General features: G+C 70.8%; 20 protein-coding genes, 1 tRNA gene and 1 pseudogene. 13 read left to right on the forward strand and 9 right to left on the reverse strand.

Features of this window, described 5'->3' with window-relative positions; genetic code table 11:
- Positions 1 to 53 precede the first annotated feature (53 nt).
- Positions 54 to 917, forward strand: a complete 864-nt coding sequence (gene ku / locus CLV30_RS20680) for a non-homologous end joining protein Ku (RefSeq protein ID WP_106539140.1) — start codon at positions 54 to 56, stop codon at positions 915 to 917.
- A 1-nt stretch (position 918) separates the two neighbouring features.
- On the opposite strand, the gene CLV30_RS20685 is transcribed toward ku, so the two are convergent.
- Together CLV30_RS20685 and CLV30_RS20690 are read right to left on the reverse strand one after the other, a co-directional pair.
- Positions 919 to 1,788 carry an NUDIX domain-containing protein gene (locus CLV30_RS20685; protein ID WP_106539141.1) on the reverse strand — a complete coding sequence of 290 codons (870 nt, stop codon included), beginning with the start codon at positions 1,786 to 1,788 and terminating at the stop codon, positions 919 to 921.
- A 51-nt stretch (positions 1,789 to 1,839) separates the two neighbouring features.
- Positions 1,840 to 2,310: a DUF6328 family protein gene (locus CLV30_RS20690; protein WP_106539142.1), complete on the reverse strand. Its 471-nt coding sequence runs from the start codon at positions 2,308 to 2,310 to the stop codon at positions 1,840 to 1,842.
- A gap of 78 nt (positions 2,311 to 2,388) precedes the next feature.
- On the opposite strand from CLV30_RS20690, the gene CLV30_RS20695 reads away from it, so the two are divergent.
- The 4 genes from CLV30_RS20695 (at position 2,389) to CLV30_RS20710 (ending at position 5,115) form a co-directional block, all read left to right on the forward strand.
- Complete coding sequence (locus tag CLV30_RS20695) at positions 2,389 to 3,384, forward strand: hypothetical protein (protein WP_106539143.1); 996 nt, start codon at positions 2,389 to 2,391, stop codon at positions 3,382 to 3,384.
- A 52-nt stretch (positions 3,385 to 3,436) separates the two neighbouring features.
- Positions 3,437 to 3,521, forward strand: a tRNA-Leu gene (locus CLV30_RS20700).
- A gap of 149 nt (positions 3,522 to 3,670) precedes the next feature.
- The gene (locus CLV30_RS20705) at positions 3,671 to 4,249 is read left to right on the forward strand and encodes a SigE family RNA polymerase sigma factor (RefSeq protein ID WP_205741019.1); all 579 of its coding nucleotides are present in this window, start codon (positions 3,671 to 3,673) and stop codon (positions 4,247 to 4,249) included.
- Positions 4,246 to 5,115: a hypothetical protein gene (locus tag CLV30_RS20710; RefSeq protein WP_129711075.1), complete on the forward strand. Its 870-nt coding sequence runs from the start codon at positions 4,246 to 4,248 to the stop codon at positions 5,113 to 5,115. Before CLV30_RS20705 ends, CLV30_RS20710 begins: the two co-directional genes overlap by 4 nt.
- Positions 5,116 to 5,125: 10 nt before the next feature.
- On the opposite strand, the gene wrbA is transcribed toward CLV30_RS20710, so the two are convergent.
- Complete coding sequence (gene wrbA / locus CLV30_RS20715) at positions 5,126 to 5,749, reverse strand: NAD(P)H:quinone oxidoreductase (RefSeq protein ID WP_106539146.1); 624 nt, start codon at positions 5,747 to 5,749, stop codon at positions 5,126 to 5,128.
- Positions 5,750 to 5,940: 191 nt separating this feature from the next.
- Between wrbA and CLV30_RS20720 the strand changes: the two genes are divergently transcribed.
- From CLV30_RS20720 to CLV30_RS27950, 5 genes and pseudogenes are all read left to right on the forward strand, one after another.
- Positions 5,941 to 6,384 (forward strand): MarR family winged helix-turn-helix transcriptional regulator, encoded by a 444-nt coding sequence (locus CLV30_RS20720; protein ID WP_106539147.1) that lies wholly within the window; start codon positions 5,941 to 5,943, stop codon positions 6,382 to 6,384.
- Positions 6,385 to 6,394: 10 nt separating this feature from the next.
- The gene (gene nhaA, locus CLV30_RS20725) at positions 6,395 to 9,019 is read left to right on the forward strand and encodes a Na+/H+ antiporter NhaA (RefSeq protein ID WP_165358709.1); all 2,625 of its coding nucleotides are present in this window, start codon (positions 6,395 to 6,397) and stop codon (positions 9,017 to 9,019) included.
- 129 nt (positions 9,020 to 9,148) lie between these two features.
- Positions 9,149 to 10,210, forward strand: coding sequence for an LLM class flavin-dependent oxidoreductase (locus CLV30_RS20730; RefSeq protein WP_106539148.1), 1,062 nt, complete (start codon positions 9,149 to 9,151; stop codon positions 10,208 to 10,210).
- Complete coding sequence (locus CLV30_RS20735) at positions 10,207 to 10,809, forward strand: NAD(P)H-dependent oxidoreductase (protein WP_106539149.1); 603 nt, start codon at positions 10,207 to 10,209, stop codon at positions 10,807 to 10,809. The genes CLV30_RS20730 and CLV30_RS20735 overlap by 4 nt, the downstream gene beginning before the upstream one ends.
- A gap of 69 nt (positions 10,810 to 10,878) precedes the next feature.
- Positions 10,879 to 10,989: pseudogene (locus CLV30_RS27950) on the forward strand (DUF6247 family protein); the annotation flags it as partial.
- A gap of 32 nt (positions 10,990 to 11,021) precedes the next feature.
- Here the strand turns inward: CLV30_RS27950 and CLV30_RS20740 are convergent.
- A complete protein-coding gene (locus tag CLV30_RS20740) occupies positions 11,022 to 11,735 on the reverse strand; it encodes a DUF4190 domain-containing protein (RefSeq protein ID WP_106539150.1) in 714 nt (237 codons plus the stop codon).
- 22 nt (positions 11,736 to 11,757) lie between these two features.
- Positions 11,758 to 12,300, reverse strand: coding sequence for a M23 family metallopeptidase (locus CLV30_RS20745; protein ID WP_106539151.1), 543 nt, complete (start codon positions 12,298 to 12,300; stop codon positions 11,758 to 11,760).
- Between the two features lie 81 nt (positions 12,301 to 12,381).
- Between CLV30_RS20745 and CLV30_RS20750 the strand changes: the two genes are divergently transcribed.
- The gene (locus CLV30_RS20750) at positions 12,382 to 13,353 is read left to right on the forward strand and encodes a sulfite exporter TauE/SafE family protein (RefSeq protein ID WP_205741020.1); all 972 of its coding nucleotides are present in this window, start codon (positions 12,382 to 12,384) and stop codon (positions 13,351 to 13,353) included.
- 15 nt (positions 13,354 to 13,368) lie between these two features.
- Here CLV30_RS20750 and CLV30_RS20755 read toward each other — a convergent pair whose 3' ends face one another.
- Together CLV30_RS20755 and CLV30_RS20760 are read right to left on the reverse strand one after the other, a co-directional pair.
- Positions 13,369 to 13,701, reverse strand: a complete 333-nt coding sequence (locus CLV30_RS20755; protein WP_106539152.1) for a YnfA family protein — start codon at positions 13,699 to 13,701, stop codon at positions 13,369 to 13,371.
- 81 nt (positions 13,702 to 13,782) lie between these two features.
- Positions 13,783 to 14,109, reverse strand: coding sequence for a hypothetical protein (locus CLV30_RS20760; protein ID WP_106539153.1), 327 nt, complete (start codon positions 14,107 to 14,109; stop codon positions 13,783 to 13,785).
- Between the two features lie 200 nt (positions 14,110 to 14,309).
- Here CLV30_RS20760 and CLV30_RS20765 point away from each other — a divergent pair, with 200 nt between their 5' ends.
- Both CLV30_RS20765 and CLV30_RS20770 read left to right on the forward strand, forming a co-directional pair.
- Positions 14,310 to 15,002: a pyridoxamine 5'-phosphate oxidase family protein gene (locus CLV30_RS20765; RefSeq protein ID WP_106539154.1), complete on the forward strand. Its 693-nt coding sequence runs from the start codon at positions 14,310 to 14,312 to the stop codon at positions 15,000 to 15,002.
- A gap of 27 nt (positions 15,003 to 15,029) precedes the next feature.
- Positions 15,030 to 15,320, forward strand: a complete 291-nt coding sequence (locus CLV30_RS20770; protein WP_106539155.1) for a YrhK family protein — start codon at positions 15,030 to 15,032, stop codon at positions 15,318 to 15,320.
- A 7-nt stretch (positions 15,321 to 15,327) separates the two neighbouring features.
- Here CLV30_RS20770 and CLV30_RS20775 read toward each other — a convergent pair whose 3' ends face one another.
- Both CLV30_RS20775 and metG read right to left on the reverse strand, forming a co-directional pair.
- Complete coding sequence (locus CLV30_RS20775) at positions 15,328 to 16,185, reverse strand: SDR family oxidoreductase (RefSeq protein WP_106539156.1); 858 nt, start codon at positions 16,183 to 16,185, stop codon at positions 15,328 to 15,330.
- 55 nt (positions 16,186 to 16,240) lie between these two features.
- A complete protein-coding gene (gene metG / locus CLV30_RS20780) occupies positions 16,241 to 17,755 on the reverse strand; it encodes a methionine--tRNA ligase (protein WP_106539157.1) in 1,515 nt (504 codons plus the stop codon).
- Between the last annotated feature and the right edge of the window lie 192 nt (positions 17,756 to 17,947).

The following is a 17,947-nucleotide window of genomic DNA, read 5'->3' on the forward strand; positions in this document are numbered from 1 at the left end:
CGGGCCCTGAAGAGGGATGATCCCAGGTGGGAGTCGAGTGAGGGAGGGCGTCGATGCAGACCGTGTGGAAGGGCTCCATCTCGTTCGGCCTGGTGTCGATCCCGATCCGCCTCGTCGCCGCGACCCAGGAGAAGGACGTCACGTTCCGGCAGGTGCACGCCGCCGACGGCGGGCGCATCCGGTACCGGCGGGTGTGCGAGGCCGACGGGCAGGAGGTCGCCTACGCCGACGTCGCGAAGGGCTACGAGCTGCCCGGCGGCGAGATGGTCGTGCTGGACGACGACGACCTTGCTGACTTGCCCGTGGCCTCGACGAAGTCGGTCGAGGTGCTCGGCTTCGTGCCGTTCGCGCAGATCGACCCGACCGCGCTGAACCGGGCCTACTACGTCGAGCCGACCGGCGACCTCAAGCCGTACGCGCTGCTGCGCGACTCGCTGGAACGCTCCGGTCGGGTCGGCGTGGTGAAGGTGGCGCTGCGCAACCGTGAGCGGCTGGCCGTGCTGCGCACCCACGACGGGGTGCTCGTGGTCCAGACGATGCTGTGGCCGGACGAGGTGCGCCGTCCCGAGTTCGGGTTCCTCGACGAGGACGTCGAGGTGCGCCAGCAGGAGATGGCGATGGCCGAGTCGTACATCGAGACACTCTCCGGCGACTTCGAACCGGACGACTACGTCGACGAGTACCGCGAGGCGCTGCTCGCCGTCGTCAACGCGAAGGCCGAGGGTGCGGAGACCACCGCGCCGGCCGAGCCGGCGGAGGCCGAGGGCAAGGTCGTCGACCTGATGGACGCGCTGCGGCGCAGTGTCGAGGAGGCGAAGGCCGAGCGCGCGGGTACGTCCGGTGGTGACGAGCCGGCCGGCGGCACCGAGGACGAGCGACCGAAGAAGACCCCGGCGAAGAAGCGCCGCTCCGCCTGACTCACCGGTCCAGGGCGTCGCGCAGCACCGACGGACCGACGCAGCTGCCGCCGGCCGACCGGACACGGGCGCGCAGCGCACGGTCGGCGGTGACGGCCACGACGTGGTCGTGCGGGCGCCGCGCGACGGCCTCGGCGACGACCGCGACGATGGTGTCGTCGCCGCTGCCCGGCGCCTCGACGACGTCGACCCGCTCGCTCGCCGGCACACCGCGCCCGGCGCCCTCGGTGACCAGCGTGATCCGCGGCCACCACCACGCCGCCGGTAGCTCCAGCGCGGACGCCGGGAGTGCGCCGACGGCGCCGAGGGCGTCGTTGAGCCGTGCGGCCGCGGCCCGGCGGTCGTGCCACCACCCGTCCGGGCGGGACCCGACGACGTTGGCGGCGTCGACCACCAGGACCAGCTCGCGGTGCAGCTGGTCGCGGATCTGCGGCCACAGGGCACCGAACGCCGGCAGCAGCGGACGGTCGTCGACCTCGTCCACCGGTACCCAGGTGATGTCCAGGCTCTCCGGGTCGCTGGGGCCGGCGTCGACCGCCCGGGTGGCGGTGCCGACGACCGTGCTGTACGACCACGGCCCGTGGTCCTCGACCCAGCAGTGGCCGGGGCGCACCGCGTCCGGTGGGACGGCCGCCTCCTCGGCGGCCTCGCGCAGCGCGGCCTGCACGGCGGTCTCGCCGGACGCCCGGGCGCCACCGGGCACCCCCCAGGTGCCGCCGTGGTGGCTCCAGTGCGCGCGGTGCTGCAGCAGCACGCCCCGGTCGGGGTCCGCGAGCAGCAAGCCGGCGGCGCCGTAGTGTCCCCAGTGGCGCAGGCCGCAGCTGCACTCGACCCAGCCGTCGCCGTCGGTGTGGTGATGTGTGACGCTCACCGGCTCAGCTTCGCACGCGCCGTCGGGACCAGCCTGCGCGGCACCGCCGCGTCATCCTGCCCGGCGCACGATGGCGGGGATGACGTACCAGAAGGCGACGAACCAGCACAGCACGGCGGCGGACACCCCGATGGCCAAGCCGCGGTTCATCACCACGTCCAGCGCGAGCAGCAGCCCGCCGCAGATCGCGAGCATCAGCAGCAACAGCCCGCCCGCCGCCATCCGTGCCGCCGCGGGGATCATCCGGTCGCGCATCCGACGCTGGAAGACCATGCGGTGGAACGCGACCGGCGCGATCAGCAGTCCGGTCGCCATCGCGGCGAGGACGAGTGTCGCGGCGAACACGCTGTGAGTGAACGTGTCCGCCTCCTGGAACGGGCGGGTGAAGGCGATGGCGAGCAGGAAGGCGAACAGGATCTGGGTGCCGGTCTGGGCGAGCCGCAGCTCCTGCAGGAGCTCGTTCCAATGCCGGTCGAACCGGTGCGCCTGGTCCTCGTCGCGTTCGTAGTGAGCCGTGCTCATCGTCCTGATTCTCCTGGTCGGCGACATCCACGGTCAACGCTCGTGTCGGGTGCCCGGCGGTCGATAGAGTCTGCGACCGTGGCGATCCGCGGTGACCTGGCCGAATACGAGCGTCAGTTCCGGCGCAGCGGGCTGCCGCTGTTCATCGAGGACTACTCCGCGAGCGAGGACATCTTCACCCGGGCGGCGCCGCTGCTGGCGCTGGTGTTCGTCGGTGAGATGTTCGGCGCGACCGAGCTGGAGTGGCCTCTCCTGCTGAACGCCGCCGCCGCGCTCGGCGGGCTGATGATCCTCGTCGTCGCGTTCGGGTTGTTCAACCGCGCCCGGCACCGCCCGTTCCTGTCGCTGCCGCGGCAGGTCGGCCGCCCCGAGCTGGCGGCGTTCGTGGTCATCCCGGCGCTGCTGCCGGTGATCTTCGGCTTCCAGTGGCACCAGTCACTGGCGCTGCTGGCCGGCAACGGCGCGCTGCTCGTGCTGATCTTCTCGCTGGTGCTGTTCGTGAACGCCGAGATGTGGCAGATGTTCGCGAGCATGCCGCAGGCGTTCGTGTGGGTGGTGATCGCCCTGGTGCTGGGCCTCGGCCTGATGTTCCTGGTGATGCGTGCACCGGGCCTGGTGCGGGAGCTGGAGCACGATCTGAACACCAGCGAGCAGCCGCTGAGCAGGCGGCAACGGGTGAACGTCGGCCTGACACTCGTCGTCAGCCAGGCGCTGCAGGTGCTGGTGGTCAGCTCCGGCGTGGGTGCGTTCTTCGTGGTGTTCGGCGTGCTCGCCGTGACGCCCGAGGTGGGGGAGTCGTGGGCGGGCACCGACGGCGCCTGGCACCACCCGTTCGAGCTGCTCGGACACGACGTCCAGATCACCGAGACGCTGTTGCGGGTCGCCGGCGGCATGGCCGCGTTCACCGGCCTCTACTACGCCATCTCGATCTGGACCGACGCTACGTATCGCGACGAGTTCCTGGAGGCGGTGACCGTGGAGATGCGCGGCGTGTTCGAGGCCCGCGCACGCTACTTGGCGTTGCGGACGATCCCGGCCGGCGACACCGGGCCCGAAGTGGACAGGCGACCCTGACAGTTTGGTACAGTTACTCGGCCGCAGGTGCTCGAGCCGAGCACCTCAGCATGTCCGGGTGGCGGAATAGGCAGACGCGCTAGCTTGAGGTGCTAGTCCCCGTCAAGGGGGTGGGGGTTCAAGTCCCCCCTCGGACACTCTTTTGGCCCCACGACCAGGGGTTCAGCATGGTCGTGGCTCTCACTGGCCAGCCCGTCAGACCTCCGCTGTGCCTTCCGGCCCGGGCGATTCGACGCCCCGGCCGACGGGTTCTTCGCGGGGATGCAACCTGTGGGAGCGTTTCCGCGTGTTTCGTGACATGGATGGCCAAGCGGCGACTTCGCCGAGCAGGGCCGCGCTGACCGCGGACGACTTCGAAGACTGGGTGCGCGTCAGCAGCGTTCGCCTCAGGCGGCTCGCGTACCTGCTCACGGGCAACCTCGACCAGGCGGAGGATCTGCTGCAGTCGGCCTATGCCAAAGTGCTGCCGCGGTGGCGCAAGATCTCGACGTACGACTCGCCCGAGGCCTACATGTACCGGGTGATGGTGAACCTGCGGACGTCGTGGTGGCGCCGTTCCCGCAACCGGGAGTGGTCGACCGACGAGATCCCCGAGGCGCCATGGCGCGCCGGCACGCCCGGCGAGGGAGACGCGGTCGTGGAGTCCCAGGCGCTGCTGGCGGCGCTGCGGGCGCTGCCTGAGCGGCAGCGGGCCGCCGTCGTCCTCCGGCACTGGTGCGATCTCTCCGAGGCGCAGACGGCCGAAGCGATGAACTGTTCGGTCGGCACCGTCAAGAGCAATGCATCCCGGGGCCTGGCGCACCTTCGCGCCGCGCTCGCCCAGACCGCAGACGTCCCCGGCACACCGGAAGGGGACCCACGATGACCACCCCTGACCCCATGCACGAGGCACTCGACCGGCTCGCCCGCGTCGCCGACACCCGTCCTGTCGACGACCCGATGCCGGGCATCACCCGCCGCGCCCGGGCCAACCGCCGCCGGGCCACCGCCGTGGTGGCCGGAGGACTCGCCGCCGTAGTGATCGCCGGTGCCGGCGCTCTGTCCGTCCTCGACCTTCCCGGCCGGGCGGGAGAGCCCGGCTACGCCAACTCTCCGAGCGCCTCGTCTTCCCCAGACCCGAGCCCCTCGCCTTCGCCAGACCCGAGCACGCCGACGTCCCCGCCCCGCGAGCCGGCCTTGGCGGAGTACGACCAGGCGCGCGGTGACGTGGACGGCGACGGTGCTGCGGACACCATCCGCGTCATGATTCCCGAGGCCGACGCCGAGCAGGGTCAGGACGTGGGCATCCTCAGCACCGACGTATGGCTGCAGGTCGAGCCGACAGCGGGCGCACCGGTCGAGGTCGCCTTCGGCGAGACGCTCGCACCCTCCATCGCCGGGACACCCGACCTCGACGGGAACGGTACCGCCGATGTGGTCCTGATCTTCAGCGGCGGCGATGCCGGTTCGCTCCAGGTGTTCACCTGGGACGGCGACACCGTGGTCCAGGCGGAGCCGGGCCCTGGCTCACCGGCGGACCTCGTCGACGACGGCGGCCTCTACATGGACACGTATATCGGTAGCTTCGCCCTGGTCGACGGCGGGCTGATCAGCTGGGTCAGCACCGGCGACGCGTCCGAGCCGGACGAGGTGCGGGCCTGGACCTGGCAGCTCGAGGAGAACCGGCTCGTCGCTACCGAGACCGACCAGGCCCATTGCATGAGAGCCGCCCGTTACCCGGTGCCATGCTGACTGAGCCGCGTCAGGCCGCTCCGGCCAGCCCGGCCTTGAGAGCACGGGCGAGGGTCACCACGCGCTTGCCCTGGTAGGCCGCGGATGTCCGGGCGGTCTCGTCGACGGGGATGTCGCCGTTCCCGCTCACGTGCGAGGTGCCGTACGGATTCCCGTCGACCATCTTGATCGGGTCGGTGTAGCCGGGCGAAACCACGACGCCGCCGAAGTGGTGGACGGAGTTGTACAGGGCCAGCAGGGTCGACTCCTGCCCGCCGTGCAACGTCGAGGTCGAGGTGAACCCGCTGTAGACCTTGTCGGCCAGTGCGCCCTGGGCCCACATCCCGCCGAGCGAGTCGACGAACTGCTTGAGCTGGCTCGACACGTTCCCGAACCGGGTCGGGGAGCCGAAGACGATCGCGTCGGCCCACGCCACGTCGTCGTGGGTGGCCTCGGGGATGTGCTCGGTGGCCGCGGCGTGGTCGGACCAGGGCTGGTTCGACGCGACGACCTCCTTCGGCACGAGTTCGGCGACGCGCAGCAGGCGCACGGTGGCGCCGGCCTCTGCGGCCCCGGTGGCGACCGACTCGGCGAGCTGGTGGACGGTCCCGGTGGACGAGTAGTAGATGACGGCGACGTTGGGCTGCTCGGACATGCTGCTCCCTTGCGTTGAAGGCGCTGGTTGTCGGGCCGGTTCGGAACACGGCTGGCATCGTAAACTTATCTGCGCAGGCAGATATTTCGTCTGTGCGATGTGACGTGGCGCACAGAGCGCGATGCTCGCGCCGGCGTCCGGTTCGGTGTTCGTGTTGGGTGGCGACCGGGCGCGCCGGTAGCGTTCAGCCCATGGCGACCGCGCGGTTGAGCGAGCTCGAGGACCAAGCCTGGCGCGGGTTCCTGGTCGCGCACGACCGGATCTGGCGTGAGGTCGAGGCCGGGCTCGGTCCGCTGAACATGAGCATGGCCGAGTACAGCGTGCTGTCCCTGCTCGGCGAGGCGGGCCGGACGGGCATGCGCATGTCGGAGCTCGCCGAGCGCCGGCTGATGTCCACGGGCGGGTTCACGCGGCTCGCCGACCGGCTCGAGCGTCGCGGCCTGATCGAGCGCCAGCAGTCGAGCGCCGACGGCCGCGCCGTCGACGTCGTCCTCACCTCCGACGGCCGTGCGCTGCTGCGCAAGGCGTGGAAGCAGCAGCACGGCGACCTGCGCCGGCTGTTCCTCGATCGGCTGGACGACGACGACCTGCGTGACCTGGTCCGCATCTGGGCACGGCTCGCCCCGGAAGAGTGAGGACGGCGGCGTGACCAGGTCGGCCCGCGAGCAGACCCGGCCATCGCGGCGCGTGCTCGTCGCGCAGATGCGCGAGCCGCTGCGCAAGTTCCTCGCGACCGAGGCGGGCAGTGCCGGTGTGATGCTCGCCGCGGTGGGCGCCGCGCTGGGGTGGGCGAACTCGCCGTGGTCGGACTCCTACGAGTCGCTGCTGCACACCGAGGCGACCGTGCGGATCGGCGACGCGGTGCTGTCGATGGACGCTGGCCACTGGATCAGCGACGGTCTGATGGCGCTGTTCTTCCTGGTCATCGGGCTCGAAGTCCGGCGTGAGCTGTCCATAGGAGAACTGACGGAGCGACGACGCGTCGTCGTCCCGGTGCTCGGCGCGCTGGCCGGCATGGTGGTTCCGGCGCTGCTGTACCTGGCGATCAACCCGTCGGGCGCGGCGGCCGACGGCTGGGGCGTGGTGATCGCGACGGACACCGCCCTGGTGCTGGGCGCGCTGGCGATCGTCGGCCCGGCGAGCTCCACCCAGCTGCGGATCTTCCTGCTCTCGGTGGCCGTGTTCGACGACATCGTCGCCGTCGCGATCATCGGCGTCGTCTACTCGGGCTCCATCGATCTCCTGGCGCTCGCCGTCGCGGGCGCCATGCTGGTCCTGATCGCGGTGCTGTCCCGGAGGGGCGAGTGGCGCTACTGGGTCTATGCCGCGGCGTTCCTGGTGCTCTGGGTGGCGACCGTGCGATCGGGCCTGCACGCGTCCATCGCCGGCATGGTCGCGGGCCTGCTGATCGGTGCGCGTCCTCCGCGCCGTGCCGACGTCGAGCGGGTCGCCGCGCGGTTCCGCGCGTTTCAGCAAGCGCCGCGTCCGGACGTCGGCGACGCCGCCCGCAGCGCCCTGCAGCAGTCGGTGTCCATGAACGAGCGGCTCCAGGTGATCCTGCACCCGGCCGTCGCCTACGTGATCGTGCCGCTGTTCGTGCTGGCCAACGCAGGTGTCGATCTGCGCGGAGGGGTTTTCGGCGACGCGATCACCTCGCCGGTCACCTGGGGCATCGTGGCCGGCCTCGTGGCCGGCAAGACGGTCGGTATCGGGGCGACGGCGTTGGTGAGCTCTCGGCTGGGAGCCGGCCCGTTGCCCACCGGGGTGGGAGAGGGGCAGGTGATCGGTGGTGCCGCCCTGTCGGGGATCGGCTTCACCGTCTCGCTGCTGATCGCCAATCTCGCTTTCACCGACACGGCACTGCTCGACGCCGCGACGGTGGGCGTCCTGCTCGGTGCCGTCCTCGCGACGCTCACCGCCTGGGTGGTGTTCCGGCTCGCGGCCGTGCTGCGCGGCGAGCGCACCGCCAGCCTGCCAGTGGTCCTCGACCGGCCGGTCGACCCGGCTCGCGACCACATCCGCGGTCCGGTGGACGCGCCGCTCACGCTCGTCGAGTACGGCGATTTCGAGTGCCCGTTCTGCAGCCGGGCCACCGGCGTCGTCGACTCGCTGATGGACCGCTTCGGTGACGACCTGCGGTACGTGTTCCGGCACCTGCCGCTCGCCGACGTGCACCCCAAGGCGATCCTGGCGGCCGAGGCGGCCGAGGCCGCGGCGGCGCAGGGCGCGTTCTGGCAGATGCACGACCGGCTCTTCGCCCACCAAAGCCAGCTCGAACCTCCCGATCTGCTCACCCACGCGGCGGTGCTCGGGCTCGACGTCGAGCGCTTCTCCCGCGAACTCGGCACCGGACTGCACGGCGCGCACATCCGCGAGGACGTCGCCAGCGCGGAGGCCAGCGGCGCCACGGGCACGCCCACCTTCTTCGTCGACGGCCACCGTCAGGTCGGCCGCTACGACGAGGAGGCTCTCGCGGAGGCGCTGACCGGTGGGCAGCCGCCGCCGGCGGTCGAGACTCCGGCCGCCGGGACGCGGGGGAAGCCCGAAGGGCCGGGGGTACCGGTGATCGGCCGGCTGCGGTCGGGCGACACGGACGCCGCGCCGCTCGTTCTCGAAGGACTGGAGGAGTCGCCCGACCGCGACGGCATCTACGCGCGGCTGTCGCCGGATCAGCTGGCCGCGCTCTCGAAGCACGGTGAGCGGCGGCGGCTGGCGGCCCGAGAACCGCTCTTCGGCGACAGCGAGCCGGGCGCGGACTTCGTGGTCGTGCTCTCCGGCACGGTGGCGTTGGTCGACGGTTACGGCCACGACAACCGGGTCCGTGGCGTCCACGGACGAGGACGGTTCCTCGGCGGGCTCGGCACACTCCGCGGGGAGGCGATGTTCCTCACCCCGGTCGCACAGCAGGACGCCGAGGTGCTCACGATCCCGCCCGAGCGTCTCCGGACCGCGCTCGACGCCGATCCGAGACTTCGCGAGACGGTCCTGCGGACCTACCTGCTCCGGAGGTCGTACCTCATCGAGCAGACGGCGGTGCGGATGGTCGGCTCCGGCGCGTCCGCCGACGCCCGGCGGCTGCGTGAGTTCCTCACCGCCCGGGACGTCATGTACTCGTGGCTCGACCTCGACACCGACGAGAACGCGTCCGCGGTACTCCAGCAACTGGGCGTCGACCCGGACGACACTCCGGTGGCGGTCACCCGTGACCGCCGGGTGTTGCTGAACCCGAGCGAGGCCGAACTGGCCGAATCGCTCGGCCTCGACGACTGACGGCTCGACCGGAGCGCCGGCCGTGCGGAGCACGGACCGACCGGGAATATTTATCTGCACAGACAGGTTAATGCTGGGCGAGCCGGTCGACAGGCGCCCGGCCCGGTCGACGAGAGCGAGGAACCACTCATGCCATTCGAGCTCGGGATCATGACGTTCGGCGAGGTCACGGAGGACCTCGCCACCGGAGCCCTGCCGTCGCCGCGGCAACGGGTCCGCGAGACGATCGAGCAGGCGCAGGTCGCCGACCAGGTGGGCCTGGACGTCTTCGGCGTCGGCGAGCACCACCGCACCGACTTCGTCGGATCGGCGCCGACCATCCTGCTGGCGGCCGCGGCCGAACGCACCGAGACCATCAAGCTGACCAGCTCGGTCACCGTGCTCAGCTCCGAGGACCCGGTGCGGGTCTGGGAACAGTTCGCCACGATCGATCTGCTGTCCGCCGGACGTGCGGAAATCATCGCGGGCCGCGGCTCCTACACCGAGTCGTTCCCGCTGTTCGGGTACGACATGAAGGACTACGCGGACCTGTTCCGCGAGAAGCTCGACCTGCTGCTCAAGATCCGTGAGCAGAACCCGATCACGTGGCAGGGACGGTTCCGTCCCGCCCTGGTCGACGCCGACATCGGCCCCCGCGCCGACGGCGACACCATCCCGGTCTGGGTGGGCGTCGGCGGATCGCCGGCGTCGGCCGTCAGCACGGGCCGACTGGGCCTGCCGATGGCGCTCGCCCTGCTGCTGGGGCCGATCACCACCCACGTGCCGACCCTCGAGCACTACCGGGCGGCAGCGGCGGAGGCCGGGCACGACGTGAACGCGCTGCCGGTCAGCATCAACACGCACGGGTTCGTCGGGCGCTCCAGCCAGCACGCGCGGGACACCATGTACCCGTACTTCGCCAAGGGCATGCTCGAGAACAACCACCAGCGGGGCGAGGGCTTCCTGATTCCGCGGGCAGCGTTCGACGCGCAGTCCTCGCCGCGCGCGGGCCTGTTGGTGGGCAGCGCGCAGGAGGTCATCGACAAGCTGCTGGCCTATCACGAGCTGTACGGCCTGAACCGCGCCATCATCCAGATGGGGTTCGGCGGGGTGCCGCAGAAGGAGCACCTCGAGGCCATCGAGCGGCTCGGCACCGAGGTCGCACCGGTCGTGCGCCGCGAGGTCGCCGCGCAGGAGAGGAGTGCGGCATGAGCGCCCCCACCATCGCCGACACGGCACCGGGCACGACCGAGGCCGGCGCCCCCGCGCTGCGCGTCGTCGTCGTGAACGGCAGCCCGAACGAGCAGTCGAAGACGATGGGTCTCGTCGGCGTCGTCCTCGACACCCTCGGCGGGATGCTGCCCATCGAGACGTCGCGGATCGACGTGTACCGCCTCGGTCCGGGCTTCACCGAGGCCACCGAGCGCGACGAGGTCACGCCCGAGGTCGACGCGACGATCCGGCTCGCCGAGGAGGCCGACCTCCTGATCTCGGCGACGCCGGTGTACCGCGGTTCCTATCCCGGGATGTTCAAGCACTTCTTCGACCTGGTGGACCAGTACGCGCTGGCCAACAAGCCGGTCCTGCTGGCCGCGACCGGCGGTACCGACCGCCACGCGCTCGTCCTGGAACACGCCCTGCGGCCCCTGTTCGGCTTCTTCCAGGCGCTGACCGTGCCGGTCGCGTTCTTCGGGTCCGCGGGCGACTTCGACGGCACGACGCTGCTCAACCCCAGCGTCTACGGGCGCATCGAGATGGGCCTCAACGACGTGGTGGGCGTGCTCCGGGAGCGTCGCGGGCTCGGCCGGTAGTGCCATCACCGGCTCGGCCCGCCGTCAACGTCCCGGTCCTGTCGGTACGGCTGATTATGGCGTCATGACTTCGACCGCGAGTTCCGACAGGCCATGGCAGATGCAACCGAAACGTTGGACTTGACCGGCGTGCTTGCCTTGCTGCGCCGCTGGCAGGCTGGAGCAGGTCGCTATGGGTAGCTTGACCTGGTTCTGACCCGGCATCCGGCGGGTCAGATCTGCGTGTGCTGGGCGATCGTGCCGGTTGTCCGGCCGTCGAGCGACTCCGCGATACACGTGACCTCACGATCGAACGACCATCTGTCCTCGCGCGGGTACAGGTAGTAGATGCCGATGGCCGGGTCCTCGAAGGCGTCCGGGGAGTAGTTCCGCAGCATGACGCTGCACTGCTGCTCGGCTTGGGTGAAAACCGCCGACTCGCCCGGGTAGTCGCCCTCGGCCAGCTCGAAGTTGGCGTACACCTCGCCATCGTGCGGCTGCGAACAGGGCACCGCGTCGACGTTGTGGACCTCTTCGGTCTCCTCGAGGTCGTTGACGCAGTCGCCGGCCTTCAGGTCGGTGGCGTCGACCCAGCCCTCCTGGTCGATGCGACCGGTGTCGTCCCGATCCGCACGCTCCTGGCCGATGAGCACGAGCACCGTGACGAAGCCGGCGATCCAGACGCCCGAGGCGATCAAGCCGGCAACGGCGTACTTGCGGCCCTTCTGGTTCCGCTCGCTGATCTGGACGAGCGCGATGATGCCGAAAATGATGGACAGCACGATCGCCGGGGTGAGCCCGAGGACGAACGACGCGACCGCGAACCCGTTCGTTCTCGGGTCCCGCGGCGCCTCGTCGTGGTCCATCCACGGGTTGTAGGGCGCCGGCGTGTACGGCGGTGGTTGGGGCAGGGACGAATCAGCGGGAGCCGGGTCGGACTCGGGCATGGCGGGAAACTACCGCATGCGGCTACACGTCGACGATCTCTGACTCGGCCGGCATTCCGGCGTGGTGGCCGAACGCCATCGGCAGACCGTTGGCGTTCGGCCAGTCGGTGGAGTCGGTGACTTGGACGTGGACATGCGGCTGGGTGCTGTTGCCGGAGTTGCCGCAGTCACCGACGGGGTCTCCGGCGGCGAGCACGTCGCCCGGCGCGACCCGGACACTGCCGTGGCTGAGGTGGACCACGGCGACGAACGGTCCGCCCGGCTCGAGCGCCACCACCACGTGGTTGCCGGCGATGGCCGTGATCCCTGTCCTCACCCGTCGTGCCTGTCCGAGTGCGTAGGGGATCAGCGCGAGCTGGGAACGACGCGCCGCATGGTCGGGCTCACCGTCGTGGGCGATCACGACGGTTCCGGCGGCCGGGGCCAGGACGGGGCGCCCGAAGCCGACGAACGCCGTGGGCGGCTCGTGGGACAGCCAGGTGCGCCATGTGGCAGGAGCGGACCGGCCACGGTCGTCCTCACTCGGCGAACCAGTCGACGAGCGCGGGCCTGGGCTGATGTTCATCAGTCATGGGCCATCATTCTTCCACCCGGGAGAAACCTTGACCCGATTAAACCTACTGACTAAGTAGGGTATGGTTCCTGCATGGACTTCGACCTCGCGATGGCCTTCGGTGCGTTCCTGGTGGCGATCGTCGTCGGCATGACCGGCATGGGCGGCGGTGCGTTGATGACGCCCATGCTGGTGACGATCTTCGGTGTGCCGCCACTGACCGCCGTCTCCAGTGACCTGGTCGCCGCGGCCGTGATGAAACCGGTCGGCAGCGTCGTGCACCTGAGACGTGGCACGGTGAACCTCGACCTGGTCCGGTGGCTGTGCATCGGCTCGATTCCGTGCGCCTTCGGCGGGGTTCTGATCGCGCGGGCACTCGGCGACGGCCAGGACGTGCAGTCGGTGATCAAGGTGGCGCTCGGGGTCGCCCTGCTGATCGCCGCGACCGGACTCGCGGTGCGCGGATACCTGGCCCTGGTCGACCGGGCTGCCCACCGAGTCGACGACCGGCGGACCGCGGCGCCCGGTGAGCCGGCCGCGATGGCGGCGCCGCACGTCAAGGCGCGCCCGATCCCGACGCTGATCGTCGGCGCCGTCGGCGGGTTGGTCGTCGGGATGTCGTCGGTGGGGTCCGGTTCGCTGATGATCGTCGCGTTGCTCGCGCTCTACCCGATGCTCCGCGCGAACCACCTGGTCGGCACCGACCTGGTGCAGGCGGTGCCGCTGGTGGTGGCAGCGGCGGTCGGGCACATCCTGTTCGGCGACTTCCACCTCGACGTCACCGCGGCCCTGCTCGCCGGGTCGATCCCCGGGGTCTATCTCGGTTCGCTGGTCTCGTCCCGCGCGCCCGGTGGGCTGGTGCGGCGTGCGCTGGCCTTCGTGCTGCTCGCCTCCGCGCTGAACATGTTCGGCCTGTCCAACGCCGCCCTCGGGCTGACGCTGGCCGGTGTGCTCGTCGCCGTGTCGCTGATCTGGATGCTGCTGCGTAAGCGGCACGGGCTGACGGCGGTGCCGACGCGCGGCGAGGCGCGCGAGCCGGAGGTGGCCGGTTCGGATCGGCAGTGAACCGAACCCAGCGGGTCACGAGCGGGGTGCGTACATGATGACGGCGACGCCGACGAGGCAGATGGCCGCGCCGATGATGTCGTAGCGGTCGGGACGGAACCCGTCGACCAGCACGCCCCACGCCAGCGACCCCGCCACGAAGATGCCGCCGTACGCGGCGAGGATCCGGCCGAAGTGCGGGTCTGGCTGCAGTGTCGCCACGAAGCCGTACAACCCGAGCGCGATCACGCCGGCTCCGGCCCAGAGCAGACCGCGTTCCTCGCGTACGCCCTGCCAGACGAGCCAGGCACCGCCGATCTCCGCGACGGCGGCGAGGACGAACAGCGCGATCGACCGAGTGACGGTCATGGGCACACTCTAGGTGCGTCCGGCCAGCGCAGTGAACGGTATCGGGCACTCGGCGGAGCCTTCACACGACGCCAGGTCGTACTACGCCGTCTCGGCCAGCCGCTGCAGCCCGTCCAGGACGTCCTGGTGCGCGCTCGGCACCGTCACGGTCAGCTCGGTCCCAGTGAAGGTGAAGGTGAAGAACGAGCAGCATCCGCTCTCTCGCGTGGCGAGGTCGCGGGCGCCGGCCTGGGTCTCGGGGCTGCCGTCGAGGACGAGGAGGAGCTCGGTGGGGGAGCGACGGGTGACTGACCGGAGCGCGGTGGCGAACAGCGACTCGAACTCGGCCACACGCAACGGCTGCTCCGCGGTGGGCAGCGTGCACGACGTCGGAACGAACGACGGGTGCGGGGTGCTGGTGGTGTCCATGTCCCCAAACGTAAGTCTGTACCCGGGTACCGGATTCAACCCCGAGTGTCCACGATGCCGCCGATTTCCCGCCGTGGGGCATGTCACCGATGGCTGAACCGAGACGAACGCGTAGGGTCAAGACCATTGTCGAGCGCCGCCGTGGCCGCGATCATGGTGTGCGGGTCGCGCGGGCGGAGGCGCCGGGAGGTTTACAGCACATGGAAGAACACGTGGGGGCCGACGACGGCCGTCCTGGCTCAGCGGGAGAGCACGCGCTCCAGGAAGCTCACGGCAGCCGCGAACGTGCGGACCGGTTCTACCGGGAACAGATGTCCGATCACCTCAACGCACGGATGCGCGAGTTCGTGGGGCGCATGGAGATGGTCTTCGTCGGCACGGCGGACTCCGGCGGCGAGAGCGACGTGAGCTTCCGCGCCGGGCCGGCCGGGTTCGTGCGGGTACTCGACCCGCGGTCGCTGGCGTGGCCGGAGTACCGCGGGAACGGAGTACTGGCGAGCGCGGGCAACATCACCGAGAACCCGCACGTCGGCCTGTTGTTCATGGATTTCGTCCGCGATCTGATCGGGCTGCACGTGAACGGCACGTCGTCGTTGATCTCGACGAGCGAGTTCCAGGAGCGGTATCCCGATCAGGAGGTCGAGGCGGACATTCCCGGCCGCCGGCCGGAACGGTGGGTCGTCGTGCACGTCGAGGAGGCCTACATCCACTGCTCGAAGCATGTTCCGCGGATGGTGCCGGTTCGACGTGGCCGATCGTGGGGGACCGACGACGGCCGGAAGAAGGGCGGCGACGCGTTCGGTGTGGCCGCCGAGCGGGGCCTGGGACCGCATCGGCGCGATGCCGCGGAGCAGCCGGTCAGCACGCGGATCCGGCACGTCGAGGAGTCCTGAGCCGCCCACGTCTGGTGAGATGGCGGCATGTCCGAACACAGGGACGGGCGCGGGCTGACGATCCGGATCGGTCACGAGGAGCTGGTGATCCGGCAGCGCTACGAGACCGCCAGCATCGTCAACGACATCCTCATCGCGGTGTGGTTCATCGTCGGCAGCGTCATGTTCTTCTCCGAGGCCTGGACCACGGCCGGCACCTGGTGCTTCCTGATCGGCAGCGTCGAACTGCTGATCCGGCCGGTGATCCGGCTCGGCCGCCAGGTGCACCTGCGGCGCATCCAGGCCCGTAACCCCGGCGAGGCCGCGCACGACTTCTGAGGCAGCCTCACGCAGGCCGTGAGCGGAACGTGTCGGCGTGATCGACGGCCCATTGCCGGAACGTGCGGGCCGGACGGCCGGTGACGTCCTGCACCGCGGTGGTGACGGGCTCGGGCCGCTCGACCATCGCAGCCCAGGCGTCCAGAGCGGCGTCCACGTAGCCGGAGTCACCCCACTGGCTCAGCAGCATCTCGCGGGCCTCGGCCGGCGTGGGTTCGTCCCAGCGCACCGTCCGTCCGACGGCCTCGCCGATGATGCGCACCTGCTCGGCCTGCGTGACGGCCTCCGGCCCGGTGAGAGCGTACGAGCGCCCGGCGTGTCCGTCCGTGGTCAGCGTGGCCGCGGCGACGGCGGCGATGTCGGCCTCGTGGATGAGTGAGCGTGCTGCCGCACCGTACGGCCAGCGGACGACGCCCTCGGTCCGGATCTGCTCGGCCCAGCCGAACGTGTTGCCGGCGAACCCGCCCGCGCGGAGGAAGGTCCACTCGAGCCCGGCCGCCTCGATCAGCTCCTCGATCCGGCCCCAGAACCCGTCCGGGCGGGCGCCGCCGGCATCGGCCATCGCCGACAGGTACACGACGCGGCGAGCGTGCCGCGCGATCGCGTCGACGACGGCCGGTGCGCCCTCGGCGGAGAACATCGGCCACAGCAGGAAGACGGAGTCGACACCGTCGAGTGCGGCGTGCAGCGTGTCCGGTTCGGTGAGATCGCCGCGCACGACGTCGACACCGGCCGGCAGTTGCGCCGTCACCGGGTTCCGGACCATCGCGCGTACGTCGGTGCCGGCGTCCAGCAGTTGCGGGACGAGATGGCGGCCGGTCTTTCCGGTGGCGCCGGTGACCAGGACGGTTCCTGCTGCGGGCATCGGGTGCTCCTCACGTGGCGTGGTTGTCACCCGATCGTCGAACCTCAACTATGGTTCATGTCAAACTCGGCGCTGTGACGCGCGGGAACGCCGGCCCCGGCTCGCCCACGGAGCCGCCGGAACCGAGCTGGTCCTGCAACTGCCGTGCACCTCCGGGCAGGAACGGCGCGAGCTCGGCCGCCAGCACCCGGCACGCGTGCACCAGTGCCGTCAGGACGCCGTCGAGGCGTTCGCCGGCGCTGCCGTCGCCGTCGCGTTCGCGCCGCGCCAGCTCCCAGGGCCGTTCGGCCTCGACGAGCCGGTTGCCGGCGTCGACGAGCGTGCGGAGGGCGTCGGTCGCGGCGCGGAAGTCGAACACGGCGAGCTGCCGGTCGATCTCGGCGGGCAGCAAGTCGGCAGTGGTCACGATGTCAACGTCGCCGGGCACCGGAGCCGTCCCGATTCCCCCGTCGCGGAACCGCCGGGCCTGGGCGACGGTCCGGTTGACCAGGTTGCCGAGCCCGTGAGCGAGGTCGCCGTCGTGCCGCGCGGCCAGCCTGGCCTCGGTGAAGTCCGCGTCCCCGACCCGCGGCACCTCGGACAGCAGCCACCACCGCACCGCGTCGGTGCCGTACCGCCGCGCCAGGTCGACCGGGTCGGCGGTGGTGCCGGCGCTCTTGGAGATCTTGGCGCCGTCCGCGGTGAGGTAGTCGTGCACGAAGATCGTCGTCGGCAGCGGCTCGCCCGCGGCGAGCAGCAGCGCGGGCCAGTAGACGGCATGGAAGCGCAGAATGCCTTTCCCGACGACGTGAATGCGCTCGGACGAGCCCGTCCACCATCGCTCGTAGGCGGCGTCCCCGGTGCCGTAGCCGAGCGCGGTGACGTAGTTGGCCAGCGCGTCCAGCCACACGTAGACGACCTGCTCCGGGTCGTCGGGCACGGGGATTCCCCAGCCGCCGGCGCGTGCGGCCGGACGCGAGACGCTGAAGTCGCGCAGCCCGTTGCGCACGAACGCCAGGACCTCGTGCCGCTTGGCGGCCGGCTCGACGCGCAGCCGCCCCGACTCCAGGGCGCGCAGGAGCTGGTCGGAGTAGCGCGACAGCCGGAAGAACCAGTTCTGCTCGACGACCCGTTCCGGCGGCACGCCGTGTTCGGCGCACGTGCCGCCGGTGAGCTCGTCCGGATCGTAGAACCGCTCGCAGCCGGAGCAGTAGAGGCCGTCGTAGCGGTGCCGGTACAGGTCGCCCTGTGCGGCGATCCGCCGCCACAGGCGCTGCACGCCCGGTGCGTGTCTGGGGTCCGAGGCCGTGCTGATGAAGTCGTCGTACGACAACGCGAGCGGATCGTGCAGCGCGGCGAAGCGCGACGCGTTGGCGGTGACGAACTCGGCCACCGGCACGCCGGCGTCGCGGGCGGCGGTGACGTTCTTCAGCGCGTTGTCGTCGGTCCCGGTGAGCAAGCGGGTCGGGGCCGCGCGCAGGCGCCGGTGCCGGGCGAGGACGTCGGCCTGCACGAGCTCGAGCGCGTGCCCGAGATGTGGCTCGGCGTTGACGTAGGGGATCGCTGTGGTGACGTAGACGGAGTCGAGCATGACGTGTCCTCTCCGCCCTAGACCGGTCGGGGGACACGTGTGCGGCGAGGCCCCGGCACGGCAGGGCCTCGTGAGTCGCTGGTGTCAGCGCACGCCGGTGGGCCCCGCGGCGGGGCGCATCATCCGGAGCGTGCTCGTGTGCATGAAACGATCATAGCACCGGGATGCGAGCGCCGATCGACAAGCGATATG

Source organism: Haloactinopolyspora alba, from assembly GCF_003014555.1.
Taxonomy (GTDB): Bacteria; Actinomycetota; Actinomycetes; order Jiangellales; family Jiangellaceae; genus Haloactinopolyspora; species Haloactinopolyspora alba.

Coding starts and splice junctions, on each gene's coding strand:
- CLV30_RS20750 (WP_205741020.1), top strand. CDS start 12,382: ATGGACTTCGACCTCGCGATGGCCTTCGGTGCGTTCCTGGTGGCGATC.
- ku (WP_106539140.1), top strand. CDS start 54: ATGCAGACCGTGTGGAAGGGCTCCATCTCGTTCGGCCTGGTGTCGATC.
- CLV30_RS20775 (WP_106539156.1), bottom strand. CDS start 16,185: ATGCCCGCAGCAGGAACCGTCCTGGTCACCGGCGCCACCGGAAAGACC.
- CLV30_RS20760 (WP_106539153.1), bottom strand. CDS start 14,109: ATGGACACCACCAGCACCCCGCACCCGTCGTTCGTTCCGACGTCGTGC.
- CLV30_RS20735 (WP_106539149.1), top strand. CDS start 10,207: ATGAGCGCCCCCACCATCGCCGACACGGCACCGGGCACGACCGAGGCC.
- CLV30_RS20720 (WP_106539147.1), top strand. CDS start 5,941: ATGGCGACCGCGCGGTTGAGCGAGCTCGAGGACCAAGCCTGGCGCGGG.
- CLV30_RS20770 (WP_106539155.1), top strand. CDS start 15,030: ATGTCCGAACACAGGGACGGGCGCGGGCTGACGATCCGGATCGGTCAC.
- CLV30_RS20745 (WP_106539151.1), bottom strand. CDS start 12,300: ATGAACATCAGCCCAGGCCCGCGCTCGTCGACTGGTTCGCCGAGTGAG.
- CLV30_RS20710 (WP_129711075.1), top strand. CDS start 4,246: ATGACCACCCCTGACCCCATGCACGAGGCACTCGACCGGCTCGCCCGC.
- CLV30_RS20730 (WP_106539148.1), top strand. CDS start 9,149: ATGCCATTCGAGCTCGGGATCATGACGTTCGGCGAGGTCACGGAGGAC.
- CLV30_RS20690 (WP_106539142.1), bottom strand. CDS start 2,310: ATGAGCACGGCTCACTACGAACGCGACGAGGACCAGGCGCACCGGTTC.
- CLV30_RS20765 (WP_106539154.1), top strand. CDS start 14,310: ATGGAAGAACACGTGGGGGCCGACGACGGCCGTCCTGGCTCAGCGGGA.
- metG (WP_106539157.1), bottom strand. CDS start 17,755: ATGCTCGACTCCGTCTACGTCACCACAGCGATCCCCTACGTCAACGCC.
- CLV30_RS20755 (WP_106539152.1), bottom strand. CDS start 13,701: ATGACCGTCACTCGGTCGATCGCGCTGTTCGTCCTCGCCGCCGTCGCG.
- CLV30_RS20740 (WP_106539150.1), bottom strand. CDS start 11,735: ATGCCCGAGTCCGACCCGGCTCCCGCTGATTCGTCCCTGCCCCAACCA.
- wrbA (WP_106539146.1), bottom strand. CDS start 5,749: ATGTCCGAGCAGCCCAACGTCGCCGTCATCTACTACTCGTCCACCGGG.